This window comes from Nonomuraea sp. NPDC050328 (assembly GCF_044459405.1).
Lineage (GTDB): Bacteria > Actinomycetota > Actinomycetes > Streptosporangiales > Streptosporangiaceae > Nonomuraea.
Genome location: NZ_JBITIW010000002.1, coordinates 819,566 through 833,762, shown reverse-complemented (window position 1 = coordinate 833,762; position 14,197 = coordinate 819,566). Strand labels below are relative to the sequence as shown.

Genomic DNA, 14,197 nt, shown 5'->3' with positions numbered 1-14,197 from the left:
AGGACCTTCATGAGCTTCCTGTCGGTCTGCGACCTGCACGTGCGCTTCGCCACCGAGGACGGTGTGGTGCACGCGGTCAACGGCCTGTCCTTCGACCTGGAGCGAGGCCGCACCCTCGGCATCGTCGGCGAGTCCGGGTCGGGCAAGTCCGTCACCAGCCTGGCCGTCCTCGGCCTGCACGACCCCCGCTACACCACCCTGTCCGGCCAGATCTGGCTGGAGGACGAGGACCTGCTGACCCTGCCCGAACCGCGGATGGAACGCATCCGCGGCCGGCGCGTGGCCATGGTCTTCCAGGACTCGCTCAGCTCGCTGTCGCCCTTCCACACCATCGGGCGGCAGATCGGCGAGTCGTTCGTCAAGCACACCGGCGCCTCCAAGCGCGAGGCGCGCGAACGGGCGATCGACCTGCTGCAGCGGGTCGGCATCCCGCGGCCCGAGCTGCGGGTGAACGCCTACCCGCACGAGTTCTCCGGCGGCATGCGCCAGCGCGCGATGATCGCGATGGCGCTGGTCTGCGACCCGGCCCTGCTCATCGCCGACGAGCCCACCACCGCGCTCGACGTGACCGTCCAGGCCCAGATCCTCGACCTGCTCAAGGACATCCAGCAGCAGTACGGCACGGCCATCATCCTCATCACGCACGACCTGGGCGTGGTCGCCTCCACCGCCGACGACGTGCTGGTCATGTACGCCGGCCGGGCGGTCGAGCGCGGCACCACCCGGGAGGTGCTCGGCTCGCCGCGCCACCCCTACACCTGGGGGCTGCTCAACTCGCTGCCCCGGCTGCACTCGCCGCTGGAGGAGCCGCTGCAGCCGGTGCGCGGGACGCCGCCGAGCCTGGCCGACGTGCCGGAGGGATGCGCCTTCCACCCGCGGTGCGACTTCGTGTCGCTGGCCGTACCGGGGATGTGTGCCGGGGAGCGGCCGGAGCTGTCGCCGCACCGGGGGCACGCCGACGCCTGTTACCTGACCCTGACCCAGAAGGCGGCACTGCGATGATCACCCTGCAGGGCGTGACCAAACACTTCCCGCTGCGCCGGGGGCTGGCCGTACGGGCCGTGGACGGGGTGGACCTGAGCGTGGGCGCGGGCGAGACGCTGGGGCTGGTCGGCGAGTCGGGCTGCGGCAAGTCGACCACCGGGCGGCTGGCGGCGCGGCTGCTGGAGCCGACCGCGGGCCGCATCCTGTACGAGGGCCAGGACATCACGCACGCCTCCCGGCGGGCGCTGAAGCCGGTCCGCGCGCAGATCCAGATGATCTTCCAGGACCCGTACTCGTCGCTGAACCCCCGGCACACCGTCGGCGCGATCATCCGCGGGCCGATGGAGGTCAACGGGCTCAAGCCGACCGACGACCGGATCCGCGAGCTCCTGGACATCGTGGGGCTCAACCCGGAGCACATCAACCGCTTCCCGCACGAGTTCTCCGGCGGCCAGCGCCAGCGCATCGGCGTGGCGCGGGCGCTGGCACTCGAACCGCGGCTGATCATCGCCGACGAGCCGGTCTCGGCGCTGGACGTCTCCATCCAGGCTCAGGTCCTGAACCTGCTCCAGCGGCTCCAGCGCGACCTGGGCATCGCCTTCCTGTTCATCGCGCACGACCTGGCGGTGGTGCGGCACTTCTCCCAGCGGGTGGCGGTCATGTACCTCGGCAAGATCGTCGAGATCGGCGACCGCGTGTCGCTGTACGAACGGCCACGCCACCCCTACACGCACGCGCTGCTGTCGGCCGTGCCGGACGCCGACGTGGACGCGCCGCCGCGCGAGCGCATCCGGCTGGCCGGCGACGTGCCCTCCCCGGTGGACCCGCCCTCCGGCTGCCGCTTCCGCACCCGGTGCTGGAAGGCGAAGGAGCGGTGCGCCACCGAGGAGCCGCCGCTGGTGCGCACGCCCGGCAACGACGACGGCCACCTGACCGCCTGCCACTTCCCCGAGGCGCCGACCGTGCACGGGCGGGACGTGGTGCTCGACCCCGCCCTGCGGCACTAGCCGCGCCGGGCGGCGATGTAGTCGCGGTACCAGGCGAAGGAGGCGCGCGGCGTGCGGACCTGCGTCTCGTGGTCGACGTGGACCAGGCCGAAGCGCTGGTGGTAGCCCTGGGCCCACTCGAAGTTGTCCATGAGCGTCCAGGTGTAGTACCCGCGCACGTCCACGCCCTCCTCGACGGCCCTCGCCACGGCGGCGAGATGGCCGTCGAGGAAGGTGATGCGCTCCTGGTCGTCCAGGCCCTCGGCCGTGGAGCAGCCGTTCTCGGTGATGTAGACCGGCGGCAGGTTCGGATAGCGGGCCTTCAGGCCGGTCAGCAGCTCGCGCAGACCGTCCGGGACGACCGGCCAGCCGAAGGCGGTGCGCGGCACGCCCTCGATCGGCCGCTCCTCGAAGGGCAGGAAACCGGGCTCGGCGGGGGCGGCGATCAGGGTGGGGTTGTAGTAGTTGATCCCGATCGCGTCGAGCGGGGAGGCGATGATCTCCATGTCGCCGTCGCGCACCACCCCCTCCGTCGAGCCGTAGGCGCTCAGGTCGGGGTAGGCGCCCAGCAGGATCGGGTCGGTGAACAGCCGGTTGTGCAGGATGTCGTACTGCCGCGCGGCCTCCTGGTCGGCGGCCTCGCTGGAGAAGGCCCGCACCGGGGTGCAGTTGTTGGAGATCATCACCTCGGCCGCGCCGTGCTCCCGCAGCGCCCGTACGGCGAGGCCGTGCCCGAGGAGCTGGTGGTGGGCGACCGGGAGGCAGTCGAACAGCAGCGTCCGGCCCGGAGCGTGCTCGCCGGTGCCGTAACCCCAGGCCATGTGGATGAACGGCTCGTTCAGCGTGATCCACCGCCGGACCCGGTCGCCCAAGGCCTCGCCGACGATCGCCGCGTACTCCGCGAAGCGCAGCGCGGTGTCGCGGGCCATCCAGCCGCCCTCGTCCTCCAGCGCCTGTGGCAGGTCCCAGTGGAACAACGTCGGGGTGGGGGCGATCCCGTGCTCCAGCAGCTCGTCCACCAGCCGGTCGTAGAACGCCAGCCCTTTTTGGTTGGGCGTCCCCTTGCCCGTGGGCTGCACCCGCGGCCACGCGATCGAGAACCGGTACCCGGTCAGCCCCAGCTCCGCCATCAGCGCCACGTCTTCGCGGTGCCGGTGGTAGTGGTCGCACGCCCGCTCCGCGGTGTGCCCGTCACGGACGGTCCCCTCGCGGGCGGTGAACGTGTCCCAGACCGATTGACCGCGGCCGTCTTCCTTGGTGGCGCCCTCGATCTGGAAGGCAGCGGTGGACACGCCCCACACGAACGACGGGGGGAACTGCGACATCGACGCCTCCTTTGGGGGCAACGTGAGCGCTTCTCATGTTAAGCCTTCAAGTTGTTCCCCGGATAGGCCCCACCCGCCACACAGGATCACGCCCGCCTTCACAACTTCCCACCGCATAGAAGACCGGGGCCAAGCGGGCGCGAGTCGGCAGCACAGGCACGAGCACGGACGGACCCGAGGGCGAGCGGACGGGCGGAGTCCGGCGAGCGCGGGCGAACCGCGGCCGGGCGGCCGAGCTCCGGCGGGCGGACGAACTGGAGCGGGCGGACTCGAGCGGGCCGGAGGAAGGGGAGCCGGGACGGCCCCCACGAAACCCCAGCCCGCCCCACCCACCTATGCGGCGAGCACCCCCGCAGAGGCACATGCCCCTGCACACCCGCCAACCCACCGACTACCTGGAAACCCCCCCAGCAAGCCCCCGAAGATGGTCAATGGCCGCCGCCGGATCCTCAGCCCCATAAACCGCATTCCCCGCCACGAACACATCCGCCCCCGCAGCAGCACAACGCTCGATGGTCTCCCCAGAAACCCCACCATCCACCTGAAGCCAAACCTCCCCCCCATGCCGAGAGATCAGCTCCCGAGCCGCCCGAACCTTCGGCAACACCAGGTCCAAAAACCGCTGCCCCCCGAACCCAGGCTCCACGGTCATGATCAACAACATGTCGATCTCCCCCAGCAACCCCGCATACGGCTCCACAGCCGTCCCGGGATTGAGCGCGAACCCAGCCCGAGCCCCCAGCGACCGGATCTGCCGCAGGGTCCGGACCGGCGCCTTGGCGGCCTCGGCGTGGATGGTGACGCTCCCGGCCCCCGCCTCGGCGTAGGCCGGGGCCCACCGGTCGGGGTCCTCGATCATGAGGTGGCAGTCGAGCGGCGTGCTGGTCGCCTTGCGCAGGGCTTCGACGACCGGCAGGCCGAGGGTGAGGTTGGGGACGAAGTGGTTGTCCATGACATCCACGTGCAGCCAGTCGGCATTGGGCACGCGGGCGGCCTCGTCGGCGAGCCGGGCGAAGTCGGCGGACAGGATGCTGGGCGAGATCTGAACGGCCATGATGCCCCAGAGTCTAGATCCCGGCCGCCAGCTCCTCGACGCGGGCATGCAGGGGTTCCACGGCGTGTTCGGACTCGGGCTTCATCAGCACGCTCCGCAGCACCCGCCCGCCGGGCGCATCGGCATGCACACCGGGATGGCGGGCGACCAAGGCCGGGGCGGCGACCTGGAAGGTGCTGAGATAGACGGCCCGGGCCGGGTCGTCCGTCATGCCGCGTTCCATCATCTCCGCCGACTTCCGGTCGATCTCCGAAAGCGACGGCAGGTTCGGGAAGTAGGCCACGATGTCGAGTTCAGGCCGCTGGTACAGCTCCACCACCGGCGACTTCTCCAGCAGCCCCGCCCATGCCAGCGCCGCCCGCCGTCCCGCCGCGAGCACCTCTCCCAGCCCCTGCCGGGTCGGCGGCAGCAGCTCGAAGGTGAACCACAGCGCCGCCGCCGCGGCCCCGGCCCGGGAGCACTCCAGGCTGATCTCCCCCAGGTGCAGCTCGTCGCTGGTGAAATAGGTGTACGGCGAGTCGTGCACGTAGAAGCGGCCCACCGCCGGGTCGCGGAAGAGCACCGCCCCGCACCCGTACGGCTGGAGCCCGTGCTTGTGCGGATCGACCACCACGGAGTCGCACTCGGCGATCGCCCGCCACGGCGCCGGGTCGAGCTCCTGCCCGGCCAGCAGCGTGAAGAAGCCGCCGTAGGCGGCGTCCACGTGGATGCGCGTGCCGTACCGGCGGCAGATCCCCAGCGCCTCGTGGATCGGGTCGACGGCGCCGAGCCCGGTGGTTCCGGCGGTGAGCACGACCGTGCCGATCCGGCCGGTGCGCAGCAGGTCCTCCAGCGCGTCCAGGTCGATGCGCCCGCGCTGGTCAGCCGGTACGGCGTGGCCCTCGACGCCGAGGACGCGGCACATCCGGGCGTGGGTGTAGTGCGCCTCGGCGCTGTAGGCGATGCCCTGGCCGGGGTGCAGCTCGCGGGCGACGAACAGCGCCTCCAGGTTGGCGATCGTGCCGCTGCTGGTCAGGTGGCCCAGGTGCGTGCCGTACCCGAACATGTCCGCCAGCCGGGCGACCGCCTCCCGCTCCATGTGCGCCGTAGGCGGCCCGCCGTCGAGGGCGTGGTTGTTGGGCTTGATCAGCATCGCCGTGACGTAGCCCAGGACGGCGGCCGGGTGTGGGGGCTTCAGCATCTGCCCGGCGTAGCGGGGGTGGAAGAAGGGATAGTTCCCGCTCAGCCGCTCCACCAGCCGCTCGAACGCCGACTCGAGTTCCCCGCCGCCGACCGCCAGCGCCGGATGCCGGACATAGCCGCCGAACCGCTCCTCCCACGCCCCGACCGCCCTTACCGCCCGCCCGAGCCACTCCCCCAGCCACTCACCAGCTCCACCCACCCCCGTCATCCGGGCACCACCTCCAGGACACGCGGCACCCGAACCTGCCGCCCGCGCACCACCGGCGGCCGACTGCAGGCGGCCGAGACGGGGGTGGCCGGCCGGGTGGGCGGGGCGGTGGAGCCGAGCTAGCGGGTGTGGGGTGGGCCGAGGTCAGGCCCGGGGTCCTCGACGGTGATGTCCACGAGCACCTCGTCTTCGCTGTCGTGGTTGATCACCCACAGCTTGACCGCTCGCCCGTGGCCCGTCCAGCACCAGGCCGGACGGGCCGCTCACCCGCCTCAGCCGCGCTTGCGCAGCAGAGCCAGGAACATCGCGTCCGTCCCGTGCCGGTGCGGCCAGAACTGCGCGTGCGGACCCTCCCCGAGACCGGACATCTCAGGCAGATACTCTCGTGCGTCGAGCTGCTCCAGCTCGGGGTGGTTCTTCAGCGCGTCGGCCACGATCACCTGGGTCTCGGCCAGGTGGGGCGAGCACGTCACGTACGCCAGCACACCACCGGGGCGCAGGGCCTCGACCGCGGTGTCCACCAGGCTGCGCTGCAACTTGGTGAGGTCCGGCACGCTGCGGGCATCCCGCCGCCACCGCGCCTCCGGCCTCCGCCGCAACGCGCCCAGGCCGGTGCAGGGGGCGTCCAGCATGATCCGGTCGAACGCCTCAGCCCGCCACGCGGGCCGCGTCCCGTCCGCCGTGATCACCGCGGCCTCGCGGGTGGTCTCCCACACCAGACGGGCCCGGTGCACCTGCACGTCCGCCGCCAGCAGATGCGCCCCACCAGGGAAGGCGAACGTACGGCCAGCAACCCCCGGCCCTGCCTCAGCCCTGGCCCCACCATCCCGGCCAACCACGTCAGCCGACTCCCCCGCGCCGACCGAGCCCTCAGAGGAGCCCGAGGCGGTCTGGGCGGCCAAGCCGGCTTCGTCGCCATAGGCGGCGATGCCGTCGAGGAGGCCGGCCTTGCCGCCTGGGCCGGCGCACATGTCCAGCCAGAACTCGTCCCGGCCCTCGATCGGCACGCGGGTGAGGGCGAGGGCGACGAGCTGGCTGGCCTCGTCCTGGACGGCGGCGCGGTAGTCGGCCACCGGCCGGATCTTGCCTGGGTCGCCCTCGGGCAGGTACGCGCCGTAGGGCGAGAAGCGGGCCGGCTCGGCCCCCCACTCCTGCAGCTCGGCCACGTCGCTGCGGCCCGGGCGGGCGACCAGGGTCACCACGGGGCGGGCGTTGTCGGCCGCCAGGAGGTCGGGCAGCTCGGCCCGGCCGAGGGCGTCGGCGAAGGCGCCGACGATCCAGCGGGGGTGGCTGTGCGCGACCGCCAGGTGGCCGAGGGGGTCCTGGTCGGCGGGCGGGGCGGCGATGGCGATCCACTCCTCGGCGGTCCGCCCGGAGATCTTGCGGAGCACCGCGTTGGCGAACTTCGCCGGGCCGGGGCCGATGCGGAGCCGTACGAGGTCGACGGTGGTGCCGACGGCCGCGTGCGGCGGGACGCGCATGCGCAGGAGCTGGTGCGCGCCCAGCCGGAGCGCGTCGAGCACCTCCGGGTCGGGGCGGCGGTCGACGCACAGGTCGATGATCGCGTCGTAGGTGCCGAGGCCGCGCAGGGTGCCGTAGGCCAGCTCGGTGGCGAGGGCGGCGTCCCGGCCGCCCAGCCCGCGCTCGCGCAGCAACCGTGGCATCAGCAGGTTCGCGTAGGCGTCGCGCTCGTCGACGGCCCGGAGCAGGTCGTAGGCCGCCTGCCGCGCCTCGTCCTTGACCGGCCGCCCCGGCCCCCGCCCCGAGCCACGCCCAGCACCGCTAGACGCCCGCCCGGACCCACCCGAACCGCCCGTACTACGACCCGTGCCGCCCGAGCGGCGGTCGCCGGAACCCCCCTGGTGTCCCCCCTCGCGCATCAGACGAGCCGATCCTCAGCCGTGAGGCGCACGCCGCGCGCCCAGTCCACCGCGCTCATCAGCCGCTTGCCCTGCGGCTGCACCTCACCCAGCTCGACCGGGTGGGTGGCGGTGCCGACGAGGACGGCGGTCTTGGACGCCGACACCTCACCAGGCGCCAGCGGACCACCCTCCGGCGCAAGCCGTACCGGACCCAGCTTGACCCGCTGACCACGGAACTCGGTCCAGGGCCCGGGCGCCGGGGTGCAGGCGCGCACGAGGCGGTCGACCCGCATGGCGGGCGCGCTCCAGTCGACCCGCGCGTCGTCCACGGTGAGCTTGGCCGCGTAGGAGACGCCGTCGAGCGGCTGCGGGCGGGCCTCCAGCGCGCCGTCCTCGACCCCGTCGAGGGTGGCGGCGAGCAGCCCGGCCCCCGACTGCGCCAGCCGCTCCAGCAGCGCGCCACTGGTGTCGTCGGGCCGGACGGCCTCGGTGAGCACGCCGTAGACCGGCCCGGCGTCGAGCTCCTTGACGATCTGGAAGGTGCACGCCCCGGTGATCTCGTCCCCGTGCAGGACGGAGTGCTGCACGGGAGCGGCCCCCCGCCACGCCGGCAGGAGGGAGAAGTGCAGGTTGATCCACCCGAAGCGGGGGATGTCGAGCGCCGACTGCGGCAGCAGCGCGCCGTAGGCGACGACCGGGCAGCAGTCGGGGGCCAGCTCGGTCAGCCTGGCGAGGAACTCGGGGTCGCCCGCCTTGGCCGGCCGCAGCACCTCGATCCCGGCCTCCTCGGCGAGCTGGGCCACCGGCGAGGGGTGCACCTTGCGCCCGCGGCCGGACTGGGCGTCGGGCCGGGTGACGACCGCGACGACCTCGTGCCGGGGCGAGTCGAGCAGGGCACGCAGCGAGGGCAGCGCCGTCTCGGGCGTGCCGGCGAAGACGAGTCTCACAGGGCCTTCCCGCCGGTCGCGTGCGGCGAGAACCGGACGGTGGGCGCCTGGAGCCCGGACCACTCCGCCTCGCGGATCGCCTTCATGGCCAGCTTGCGCTGCTTGATGTCCATGCGGTCGATGAACAGGATGCCGTCGAGGTGGTCGGTCTCGTGCTGGAAGCAGCGCGCCATCAGGTCGGTGCCCTCCAGCACGACCGGCTCGCCGTACATGTCGAAGCCCTTGGCCACCGCGCGCACGGCGCGCGGGGTGGGGTAGCTCAGGCCGGGGAAGGACAGGCAGCCCTCCTCGCCCTCCTCGTCGAGCTCGCTCGACAGGTCGAGGTCGGGGTTGATCAGGTGGCCGAGCTGGTCGTCGACGTAGTAGGTGAACACCCGCAGGCCGACGCCGATCTGCGGGGCGGCCAGGCCGGCGCCCGGCGCGTCCATCATCGTGTCGGTGAGGTCCTTGACCAGCTTGCGCAGCTCCTTGTCGAAGTCGACCACGGGTGCCGCGGGCGTTCGCAACACCGGGTCGCCGAACAACCTGATCGCCTGGATCGCCAAGGTGAACCTCTCCGTCGTGCGTTAGGGGATGTCCTACAGATTACGCGCCGCGAGCGATCTGGCCTTCATCGCCGCCTTGCGCGCCGCCTTGGCGACCGTGGCGTCGTCGTGGTGGGCGGCGAGCAGCTCCAGGACCGCGACGGTGTCGGGGTGGTCGACCTGCTGCATCTGCCCGACCAGGCCGTTGAGGTCCTCGTCGAGGCTGGGCAGGGTGCCGGGCGCGTCGGAGAGGTAGAGCAGCGCGGCGAGGGTGTCCACGGCGATCCAGGCGTGGTCGGCCGGGGTGAGCGGGGGCGCGTCGAGGTCGCGGATGTGCAGCCAGGAGGCGGCGTAGCGCCACAACAGCGGCTCGCTCAGTGCCGCGCGCAGGGCGGGCTCGGCGACCGGGCCGAGCTCGTCGAGGACGGTGCCGCAGGCGCCGCGCTCGCCCGCGTTGCCGGCGGCGGCGATCCTGGTCAGCGCCCACGCCGCCTCGACCGGGTGGTGGCGTTCCAGCCAGGTGCCGACCGCGCTCGGCGTGACGCCGCCGGCGACCATGGCGGCGACCAGTTCGGCGGCGTCGAGCTCGGCGAAGACCTCGACCTGGGCGGCGCTGGGCGCGTCGTGGCCCTCGCGGCGCAGGTCCTGGCGGATGGCCCAGACGCCGAGCGGGGTCAGCCGCACGCCGCCGTGCGCGGTGCGTTCGACCAGGCCGCAGTAGGCGAGCAGTTCCAGCGCGGCTTCGAGCTCGGTCAGGATCGGGCCGCCGGTGTGCGGGCCGCAGGCGACCTCGTGCGACTGCAGGATGCCCTTGGCGAGGGTGGCGGCCGAGACGCCGGAGCGTACGGAGTAGACGGTGGCCAGCGTCTCGGCGAGGTGCTCGTCGAGCACCGCCGAGCCGGTCAGGCCCTCGGCGTCGGCGCGGTCGAGGACGTCCATGACCACGCCGTCCCAGAACTCCAGCGTGGACTCCACGCCGCGCTCGAAGGTGAAGGGCCCGGGCTCGGCGCGCTCCCGCGTGATGCGCAGCAGGCCGCCGTTGACCGCGACGATCCACAGCAGGCGCAGCCGCTCGGGGCGCAGCCCCAGCTCGGCCACCGCCGCCGCGGCGTCGGCGGGCTCCAGCATCGCCTGCGCGTCGACCGCCCGCGAGCCGGTCCAGGCGGCCAGCGCGACCGCGTCGGCCACCAGCGGCACCGTGGGGACCCGGGCGGCCAGCTCGGCGTCGGCGGCCAGCGCCACCGGGGGGAAGCTCAGCCGTTCGCAGGCCGGGCAGCCGCAGGACTGCCCGGGGGGTCTCAGATCGATGACGTTGTTTGCCACTCAGGAAACTTACTGCACACCAGTCCCAGCTTCACCCGATCGCGCGGGACCGGGCCTTGAAGGCGGCCTTGCGGGCGGCCTTGGCGAGGGTACCGTCGGGCAGCGAGCGACCGAGCAGTTCGAGCACCTCGACCACGTCGGGGTGGTCCACCCGCCACATCTCCTCGATCAGGTGCGCGGGCGGTCCGGAGGCCGCCATGTTCTCGGCGAACATCTCGGGGTCGTCCTCGGCCGCGGGCATCGCCAGGGCGAGCATGTCGACGCTCACCCACAGCAGCTCGGCCTGGGTCAGCGCGGGGGCGGGCAGGCGGCGGGCGGTCAGCCAGTGGATGGCGTGCGGGCGCAGCTCGGGGTCGTCGAGGCAGGCGCGGACGGCCGGTTCGGCGCCGGCGTCGAGGCGGTCGACGATGGTGATCGCGATGCCGCGGGCCACCGCGGGCGCGCCGGAGGCGGTGCCGAGCAGTTCGGCGGCGGCCTCGGCGGAGGTGCGGCCCTCCAGCCAGCGCCGGATGTCCTCCTCGGCCAGCTCGGTCGGGATGCCCTGCAGCAGGCCCTCGATCAGGCCCATCGCGTCGGCGTCGGCCAGGTCGGGGGCCTGTGGGGAGTGCAGTCCGCGCTCCAGGTAGAGTTCGCGCAGTCCCCAGATCGCCAGCGGGGTGAGCGTCACGGTGTCGTCGGCCACCTCGACCAGCCCGGCGTACTCCAGGCCGCCGACCGCCCGGTCGAGCTCCACCGGCCCGGCCTCGACGATCTCCTCCAGGTACTCGGCCACCAGCGCCACGGGCACCGGGAGCTGCAGCCGGAAGAGCATGTCGAACAGGTCGAACAGCTCGGCGTCGGCCTGCGGGCTGCCGGTGATCTCGCCGCCGGTGTCGTGCTCCAGCAGCCACTCCACCGTCGCCGCCCACCGGTCGAGCGGGTCGTCGCCGCGCTCGGCCAGCAGCCGTTCGAGGCCCGGCGGCAGCTTGCCGGCCAGCAGCGGCACCTCCGCGACCGCCGCCGCCAGCTCCTCCGGCGGAGCCAGCCGTACGGCGGGCAGCGGTGAGCAGCCCGGGCAGTCGCACATGGCCTCGTCGGCCGGCGCCGACGGCTGCCGCTCCCCCGACGGGATCGAGACCGGCTGCTCCAGCGACTCGGGCCCGATCGAGCTGAACAGGCTCTTGGTCATGCTGAAGTTGCCCGGGTCGGCCAGCGCCTCGGCCATCTTCCCGGCCAGGGCCGCCAGCCGCTCGTCCATCTCCGCCGCGGTCTCGGCGCTCACCTCGCCGATCGCGCGCAGGTAGGCGACGAGCGTGCGGGCCGCCGCGACGGTCTCGGCGGCGCTCTCCGGGGGCGTGATGACCCGGCGTGGGTAGATCGACAGCAGCAGTTCGTCGAAGACGTCCGGGGTGAACTCGCCCACCCGGCTCACGCCGAGGTAGTCGCTGGCGTAGTCGCACAGCAGGCGGATCTCGTCGGCATCCACCTCGACGTGCTCCGCACGGCCCCAGGAACGTAGGTCGTCTATGGCCTGGTTCACCCAATCGATGGACACAGAGGCACGCTAACGGGTTACAGGCAGCCCCGCGAATCGGGGAAATGGGCTAAATCAGGTCGAGCGGGTCGACACTCACCCGCACGATATCCGGCGCCTTACGCGCCGCACGCACCCCGCTGGCCCCCTTGAGCGCAGCGGCCAGCGCCGCGCCGTCGGGCCTCGGGACGCGCACCATCGCCCGCTCCTGGCCCCCGTCGCCCACCGGCACCGGGCCCAGCACCTGGGCGGACGGCGGCAGCCGTACCTCCTCCAGCACCTGCCGGACCGCCGCCGGCGCGCCGGTCAGCGTCGCCATCCGCACCGCGGGCGGGAAGCCCAGTTCGGCGCGTTCGGCCAGCTCGCGCTCGGCGTGGGTCACCGGGTCCCAGCGCAGCAGCGCCTGCACCACCGGGAGCGCGCCGTCGGCCAGCACGACCAGCTCGGCGGCGGGTCTGAGCAGGGCGGCGGCGTTCATCCACCGGCGCAGCGCCTCCTCGGCCGCGCGCAGGTCGGCGCGGCCCAGGAGCGCCCAGCCGTCGAGCAGCACCGCCGCCGCGTAGCCGCCTTCTGCCACCGGCTCCGCCCCGGGCGTGGCGACCACCAGCGCGGGCTTGCCGCCGACCGTCGCCAGCACGCCGTCGCGGCCGGAGGTCTTGACCCGCGTCGAGGGGAAGGCCCGGCCCAGCTCCTCCGCGGTACGGCGGGCGCCGATCACCACCGCCCGCACCCGGCCGCCGCCGCAGGACGGGCACCGCCAGGCCGCGTCCACCCGCCCGCACCAGCGGCAGTACGGCGCGGCATGCCCGGAACGCAACGCGAGCGGCCCGTGGCACACCAGGTCGGTCAGCGCGCGGGCGGGCGGCTCCAGCATCATCCCTTCCATGCTCGCCTGCGGCCCGCTCTCCCCCGGACCGGACGCCGGGACCGAGCGGGTCGGCGGCAGGGCGCAGCGCGCCGGCTCCCGGCAGTTCTGGCAGGCGATCACCGGCACGTAGCCGCGCCGGGGCACCTGGATCAGCACCGGCCCGTGCTCCAGCCCCTCCTTCAGCACCCGCCAGGCGATGCTCGGCAGCCGGGCCGCGCGCGCCGCCTGGTCCTTGGCCAGTTCGGCGTCCTCCCCCGCCGGGCGCACCCGGGGGGCCACCGCGCGGATCGTCTCGCGCCTGGCCAGGATCGGCCGGGCCCAGCCCGAGGCGATGAGCTGCGTCGCCTCGGCGGTACGGCCGTGCGAGCCGATCAGCATGGCGGCGCCGGTGCGATGCGCGCGCAGGGCCAGCACCTCGCGGGCGTGCGGATAGGGGGCCAGGCGCTCGGCGTGCAGGTCGTCGCCGTCGTCCCAGATCGCCACCAGGCCGAGCTCGTGCACGGGGGCGAACATCGCGGCCCTGGTGCCGGCGACGGCTCGCACCTCGCCTCTGAGGACCTTCAGCCAGCGGCGGTAGCGCTCGGACGGGCCCAGGCCGGCGGTGAGGGCCACGTGCCGGCCGGGGCCGAGGTGGGCGAGCAGGGCCTGGTCGAGCAGTTCGACGTCCTTGCCGTCGGGGACCACCACCACCGCGCCCCGGCCGCCGGCCAGCGTCGCGGCCACCGCCTGGGCCATCGGGCCGGTCCACGCGGTTCCGGGGAGGGCGCTCCACACCGCCCGGGGGGCACGGCCGTGCTCCAGGGCGTCGAGGAACGACGGGCCCATGGGGTAGTCGGCCCAGGCACCGGTGGTCTCTTCGGGTGCGGCGTCCGGCAGCAAGGCGGGATCGGGCTGGGCATCGGAAGAAGGGGAGCCCTCCGGCTGGGCGGAGGCGGGCTCGGGGGTTTCGGGGCGGGGTTCGGGGGTTTCGGGGCGGGGTTCGGCCTCGACCTTGGCGTGGCGGGGCGGGACGGCCAGGCGCAGGACGTCGGCCAGCGTGCCCGCGTACCGGTCGGCGACGGCCCGGGCGAGCCCGGCGACCTCCTCGGTCAGCACCGGCTCGGCCGAGACCACCCGTTCGAGCGGCGTGAGCCGCCCTTCGTGCTCGCTGCGTTCGGCCCGGCCGAGCAGGAACCCGTCCACGAGCTTGCCCGCGAACCGCACCCGCACCCGCACCCCGGGCACCGCACTGTCGTGGAACTGCTCGGGCACCAGGTAGTCGAAGAGCCGGTCGAGATGCGGCAACGGCGTGTCCACCGCGACCCGCGCGACCGGCTGCGAAGGAGCGGCGACCGGCGCACCTTTGGCGCTCCTGCCAGGGGTTTTCCCCCGGACGGCGTCGAGCGGGAGGAGGGCGTCGTCGGTCACGCCACAGGTCTACC

General features: G+C 73.6%; 11 protein-coding genes. 2 read left to right on the top strand and 9 right to left on the bottom strand.

Going from position 1 to position 14,197, the window contains the following annotated elements; translation table 11 throughout:
- Positions 1-9: 9 nt before the first annotated feature.
- The gene (locus tag ACIBG7_RS10030) at positions 10-1,002 is read left to right on the top strand and encodes an ABC transporter ATP-binding protein (RefSeq protein WP_357924309.1); all 993 of its coding nucleotides are present in this window, start codon (positions 10-12) and stop codon (positions 1,000-1,002) included.
- Positions 999-1,991 carry an ABC transporter ATP-binding protein gene (locus ACIBG7_RS10025; protein WP_357924307.1) on the top strand — a complete coding sequence of 331 codons (993 nt, stop codon included), beginning with the start codon at positions 999-1,001 and terminating at the stop codon, positions 1,989-1,991. The genes ACIBG7_RS10030 and ACIBG7_RS10025 overlap by 4 nt, the downstream gene beginning before the upstream one ends.
- Here the strand turns inward: ACIBG7_RS10025 and ACIBG7_RS10020 are convergent.
- From ACIBG7_RS10020 to ACIBG7_RS09980, 9 genes are all read right to left on the bottom strand, one after another.
- Complete coding sequence (locus ACIBG7_RS10020) at positions 1,988-3,295, bottom strand: GH1 family beta-glucosidase (RefSeq protein ID WP_397335810.1); 1,308 nt, start codon at positions 3,293-3,295, stop codon at positions 1,988-1,990. The genes ACIBG7_RS10025 and ACIBG7_RS10020 overlap by 4 nt on opposite strands.
- A 391-nt stretch (positions 3,296-3,686) precedes the next feature.
- Positions 3,687-4,349 (bottom strand): ribulose-phosphate 3-epimerase, encoded by a 663-nt coding sequence (rpe, locus tag ACIBG7_RS10015; protein ID WP_397335809.1) that lies wholly within the window; start codon positions 4,347-4,349, stop codon positions 3,687-3,689.
- Positions 4,350-4,362: 13 nt separating this feature from the next.
- A complete protein-coding gene (locus ACIBG7_RS10010) occupies positions 4,363-5,739 on the bottom strand; it encodes a pyridoxal phosphate-dependent decarboxylase family protein (RefSeq protein ID WP_397335808.1) in 1,377 nt (458 codons plus the stop codon).
- 272 nt (positions 5,740-6,011) lie between these two features.
- Entirely contained in the window at positions 6,012-7,619 is a 1,608-nt protein-coding gene (locus ACIBG7_RS10005; RefSeq protein ID WP_397335807.1) for an RsmB/NOP family class I SAM-dependent RNA methyltransferase, read from the bottom strand.
- Positions 7,619-8,548 carry a methionyl-tRNA formyltransferase gene (fmt, locus tag ACIBG7_RS10000; RefSeq protein WP_397335806.1) on the bottom strand — a complete coding sequence of 310 codons (930 nt, stop codon included), beginning with the start codon at positions 8,546-8,548 and terminating at the stop codon, positions 7,619-7,621. The genes ACIBG7_RS10005 and fmt overlap by 1 nt, the downstream gene beginning before the upstream one ends.
- Positions 8,545-9,093, bottom strand: a complete 549-nt coding sequence (gene def / locus ACIBG7_RS09995; RefSeq protein ID WP_357924293.1) for a peptide deformylase — start codon at positions 9,091-9,093, stop codon at positions 8,545-8,547. The genes fmt and def overlap by 4 nt, the downstream gene beginning before the upstream one ends.
- A 33-nt stretch (positions 9,094-9,126) precedes the next feature.
- Positions 9,127-10,395 carry a hypothetical protein gene (locus tag ACIBG7_RS09990; RefSeq protein WP_357924291.1) on the bottom strand — a complete coding sequence of 423 codons (1,269 nt, stop codon included), beginning with the start codon at positions 10,393-10,395 and terminating at the stop codon, positions 9,127-9,129.
- Between the two features lie 31 nt (positions 10,396-10,426).
- On the bottom strand, positions 10,427-11,929 hold the full coding sequence (locus ACIBG7_RS09985) for a hypothetical protein (protein ID WP_397335805.1): 1,503 nt from the start codon (positions 11,927-11,929) through the stop codon (positions 10,427-10,429).
- 49 nt (positions 11,930-11,978) lie between these two features.
- Positions 11,979-14,183 carry a primosomal protein N' gene (locus ACIBG7_RS09980; RefSeq protein WP_397335804.1) on the bottom strand — a complete coding sequence of 735 codons (2,205 nt, stop codon included), beginning with the start codon at positions 14,181-14,183 and terminating at the stop codon, positions 11,979-11,981.
- Between the last annotated feature and the right edge of the window lie 14 nt (positions 14,184-14,197).